The sequence below is a fragment of the Oribacterium sp. NK2B42 genome (genome assembly GCF_000424445.1).
Classification (GTDB): domain Bacteria; phylum Bacillota; class Clostridia; order Lachnospirales; family Lachnospiraceae; genus Oribacterium.
Genome location: NZ_AUJX01000086.1, coordinates 1 through 4539 on the forward strand (window position 1 = coordinate 1; position 4539 = coordinate 4539).

Genomic DNA, 4539 nt, shown 5'->3' on the forward strand with positions numbered 1-4539 from the left:
AACCTGTATGAACTCGGAACCATGTATGTATCAGGAGATACTAATCCAAGGTTTGGAAGCAGAAAAATCGATTAAACAAAACAGCCGGGCATGACCTGACTGTTTAAAAAGCGGACGTAAGTCAATCGTCCGGTGATGTAACCATAGTCCCGTTGTACCACGGGGATGCAAGGAAACCTGCACAGTAAGGGAGCATAGTATTATGACGTTAGGACCTTACGGATGAGTTACAAGCCCAGACCCTTTAGGGTCGGGGTAATTGACTGTAATAAAATAAGTAACAATAGGTGGATGAAATATTATGAAAGCTCATTAAGTGATATGAGAACTATCATTTTATGATAAAAAACTTTTTGAATACAAGTGAAAATGGAACATTGTATATCTTTCTATCGCTATTAAATGCGCGTTTTGTATAAGAATAGGAGGGATATATATAGCTTGGATTTTCAAGATTTGACGTATATAGCAAATAATGCTATTATTTAAGTAAGAAATTCTTACTACAAGGAGGATATAAAATGAGTATGATAACTGAAGTAACATCAGTTTCCTCTAAAGGACAGGTTGTTTTACCCAAAACAATCAGGGACGCACTTTCTTTGGATACCGGTAGTAAGCTCATAGTTGTGACTGATGGAGACAATATATTACTAAAGCCCATCGTGACACCTGATATCAGCGAATTTGATGCTCTTATGAAAGAATCTCAGAAGTGGGCGAAGAGTGTAGGTATGACAGAAGATGATATAGATGATGCTATTAAAGCAGTCAGGAAAAGGAGAAAGGCCTGATGCGTGTTGTTATAGATACAAATGTCGTAGCGTCAGCAATATTCTTTGGCGGTAAACCAAAAGAAGTAATAGACAGCGTTATAACAAATCAGATAGATGCGTATGCATCAGCTGAAATTCTTGAAGAATACACTGAGACTGTAGAATATCTAAAAGAAAAGTTTCCGGGAAAGAAGCCAAAAGTTCCTCTCATTGATATTGAAGCAAAATGCCGCGTTATAAACGTTTCAACTAGAATTGATGTTTGTAGGGATCCCGATGACAATAAATTCATTGAGTGTGCTGTTGATTCAAAATGCTATTATGTTATCAGTGGAGATAAGGATCTTTTGACAGTAAAGGAATATGACGGTATTGAGATAGTTACAGTTGCGGAATTTCTCGAGATACTAAGAAACAATATCGACAAATAATGTATCATATTATACGAGCTCTGAAACAATGTTGTTTTGGGGCTTTATTTTTATGTTTTAATTTCTCTAAAGTAATCCGTCAACAAATTCAGCCAAAGCCAACGGCGGATTACGTCACTTGAAAAGGTAAATGCTTAATTTCGGGGTATTATCAGTTTTACAAAGGTAACTGCATAATACCTCGGTTTTTTTGCCTGAAAAAGGCCAAATTCCGTCGCAATCTCTAAAAATGGGTATGGCAACCAGAATTTGGACACTATTTTTGAAAAATTTAATGTTCAACTTCTGAGGAAATGCGTATCTTAAGCATTAAGTCTTGCAAACGGCTGGTGATTCATAAAAATGAGTAATCATTCCAAGAAAAGTGATTTTCTATACAAAAATTTCATTAAACTCAGATATTTGCTTATATTTTATATTACTTATGACGATTAATGATGTTAGGTTATAAACAAAGGGGAGATTTTAATAGTTGACAAATATGATCCAAAGTAAAATCGTATTAGCAGAGCAGAGCAGAGCAGAGCAGAGCAGAGCAGAGCAGAGCAGAGCAGAGCAGAGCATGGGTTAACTGTACCCTTTTTGCGTCCTGCGAGGCGCTTGAAACTGAATATTACATTCGTGATGGATGACCGTCGGATTCTGACGGGGTAGGTATACCCTGTCAGGTTCGGCGGTTTTTTGTATATACAAAACAACAAATGGAGGCAATCATTTATGAAGATCAAGAAGAGATTACTTTCGCTGGCATTGTCATGTGCGATGATGCTTGGCCTGATGCCCGGCATGAACATGACGGCGCTGGCGGCGGACAACGTCAGCACCTACACCCTGCAAATCCCCTCGACGCTGAACGTCAGCGCGGCGGGCTGGAATGAAACCAGCGGTCTCACCGCGGCGGTATCGTCCGGCGACACCTTCGACAGTGGCAAGAAGCTGTCCGTGACCGCCAGCTCCGCGAATAACTGGTCGCTCAAGTCCGGCGACAATTCCGTCGGCTACAATCTGACGACGGCTACGGGCTCTTACAGCAACAGCGCAACGCCCGCTTCCTGGGAGTTCACCGCAGCCGAGTTGAACGCCAATGGCGGCACGAACAAAGCGATGGGCATTGTCGTGGAGGATTACAGCAAAAAGCCCGCAGGCACCTATCAGGACACCGTGACCTTTACGGCAAAGGTGGAGACGGTTGCTTCTGGCAACCCGGCTCCGACGACGGCGAGCATCGAGGACTACACGGCCGGGACGTTCGGCTGGGACGGCGACGGCTCGGCAGCAACGGGCCTGCCTACCATCAACACGTTTGCGGCCAACGACAAAATCAGCATCCTCAGTGCCAAGAACACGAACACGCAGTTCACCACCTCGGCGGGCGGCGCATCGGCCACGTTCAGCGGCACGGCTACGGACGACTCGAAGTTCTACGCCGTGTATCCCTACACCAGCGGCCTGACCCTCAGCGGCGACGTCATCTCGGGCATCGTGATTCCCACGAGCCAGTGGAACAGCGGTTGGAATTCGACAAGTAATTATTCAGGCTGGGACCCGAAGGCTCCCATCGCCTATGCCACCACCACAGGCTCCTCCCTTACATTCCATAACGCATGCGCCATCCTGAAAGTTACAATTACCGGCGACGGTATCTATGCTATTTTTACGATATCAGCCAACGAGCCACTGGCAGGAACTTTCAGCCTCGATACTTCAACAGGTACACTTACCCCGACATCTGGAAGCACAACTGTTTCTGTCGGAAATGGTTTTTCTGGTAATTGTTTCAACACTGACGGCGGTAATAAAACCGCATATATAGCCATTGCCCCAGGCACCTATACAAACTTCAGGCTTCATTTACACAATGAGGATGGTGAAGATAAGCCAATAACGAAAAGCGTTAGCGTCACCTTCGAGGCCGGAAAGATATACGACTTGGGGTCATATAATGTAGAATATTTTTAATGGTCATAAGTGATCTATAGACTCGAAGAGGCAATACTCACAGGGGAAATAACCCCGCGCGAGTCGTGAAGCAGGCCACAGGGATGTCGGCCCCGCCACGAACAAGAGCCACTTTAGCAGAAAGGTCGTGAGCCTATGAACCGAAAACAGAATATCCTTGCGGCCTTTCTCGTCCTTTCCTTTGCGCTTCTGCTCACCGCCTGTTCAGCAGGCGGCGACAGGGTGGAGCGGTTCGCGGAGGCCAACCCCGGCAGCGGCGAGAACATCGCTATACCGGGCTACGAGAAGCTGAGCTTCGCGGCGGGCAAGACCGCGCAGACGGTGAACCTCAAAAACCCGGCGGAGAACGCCTGCGCCTTCGTCCTCACCCTAACGCTGGAGGGCGGCGAAACCCTCTGGACGGGCAAGGAAATCTCCCCCGGCGAGGCGTTCACCCGCATCACACTTTCACGGGCGCTGGACGCGGGCGAGTACCCCGCGACACTCCATTACGACTGCTATACCATAGAGGACAATAGGCCGCTCAACGGAGCGGAGATACAATTGATACTCGAAGTGAAGTAACCTACAAAAAGAGGTGCGTATATGAGAACAAAGAGAATTTTGAGCATTGTCCTTACATTGGCAATGCTGCTGGGGATGTTCCCCGGCATGAGTTTGACCGCAAGCGCGGCAGACACTACAACCACGATCACGTCACCCGCTACGACGGGTACGATGACGATTACGCTGACCATAGCTGAGGCTACGCATAGCGTGACCATCACCGCAGGCGAAAACATGACAACCACCGGCGAGGCATCGCAGACCGGACTGTCCGGAGCGATGGCGGATGTGGTCTATACCGCAGCTGACGGCTATTATTTCCCGGAAAACTATGTCGCTTCCTGTACGGTTACCGCCAATTCCGGCGTCTCCGTAACCCGCGATAGCTACACGCAGATCACGGTTTCCGGAACCCCAACCGCGGATGCCACCATCACCCTGGCGAATGCGACGGCAAAGGAAAATCAGAATCCCCCAGAAACAACTGGCCTTACTGTAACCAACGCCACAAACGCAACATCGGCAGACGGCGTGATCAGCGGCGTGACCACTGCCATGGAATACTCTTTGGATAATGGCGCATCATGGACAGCCGTCACCGGCACGTCCATTACCGGCCTGAATCCGGGCGATGTGCAGATTCGACTGAAGGGTGATGATACGCACAACGCAAGCGAAGCGGTGACCGTGGCTGTCGGCGATCAGCTGGCAGATGCGAAGACCGCCGCGAAAGCCGAACTTGATGCCCTGCTCGACGGCAAGGCCGAGGCTGACTACGACGCGGATGACTGGGCAGCACTGAACCAGGCAATCACAGACGGCAAGGC

At 48.2% G+C, this 4539-nt stretch carries 5 protein-coding genes; all 5 read left to right on the plus strand.

Annotated elements, in window-relative coordinates; all coding sequences use genetic code 11:
- Window positions 1-521: 521 nt before the first annotated feature.
- Complete coding sequence (locus G625_RS20210; protein WP_049895930.1) at window positions 522-794, plus strand: AbrB/MazE/SpoVT family DNA-binding domain-containing protein; 273 nt, start codon at window positions 522-524, stop codon at window positions 792-794.
- Window positions 794-1207 carry a putative toxin-antitoxin system toxin component, PIN family gene (locus tag G625_RS0114480; RefSeq protein WP_029201662.1) on the plus strand — a complete coding sequence of 138 codons (414 nt, stop codon included), beginning with the start codon at window positions 794-796 and terminating at the stop codon, window positions 1205-1207. Before G625_RS20210 ends, G625_RS0114480 begins: the two co-directional genes overlap by 1 nt.
- A 717-nt stretch (window positions 1208-1924) precedes the next feature.
- Entirely contained in the window at window positions 1925-3166 is a 1242-nt protein-coding gene (locus G625_RS0114490; protein WP_029201663.1) for a hypothetical protein, read from the plus strand.
- Between the two features lie 135 nt (window positions 3167-3301).
- Window positions 3302-3730, plus strand: coding sequence for a hypothetical protein (locus tag G625_RS20215; protein WP_044932981.1), 429 nt, complete (start codon window positions 3302-3304; stop codon window positions 3728-3730).
- 21 nt (window positions 3731-3751) lie between these two features.
- A partial coding sequence (locus tag G625_RS0114500) for a hypothetical protein (RefSeq protein ID WP_029201664.1) occupies window positions 3752-4539 on the plus strand: 788 nt, incomplete at its 3' end.

Coding starts and splice junctions, on each gene's coding strand:
- G625_RS20210 (WP_049895930.1), top strand. CDS start 522: ATGAGTATGATAACTGAAGTAACATCAGTTTCCTCTAAAGGACAGGTT.
- G625_RS20215 (WP_044932981.1), top strand. CDS start 3,302: ATGAACCGAAAACAGAATATCCTTGCGGCCTTTCTCGTCCTTTCCTTT.
- G625_RS0114480 (WP_029201662.1), top strand. CDS start 794: ATGCGTGTTGTTATAGATACAAATGTCGTAGCGTCAGCAATATTCTTT.
- G625_RS0114490 (WP_029201663.1), top strand. CDS start 1,925: ATGAAGATCAAGAAGAGATTACTTTCGCTGGCATTGTCATGTGCGATG.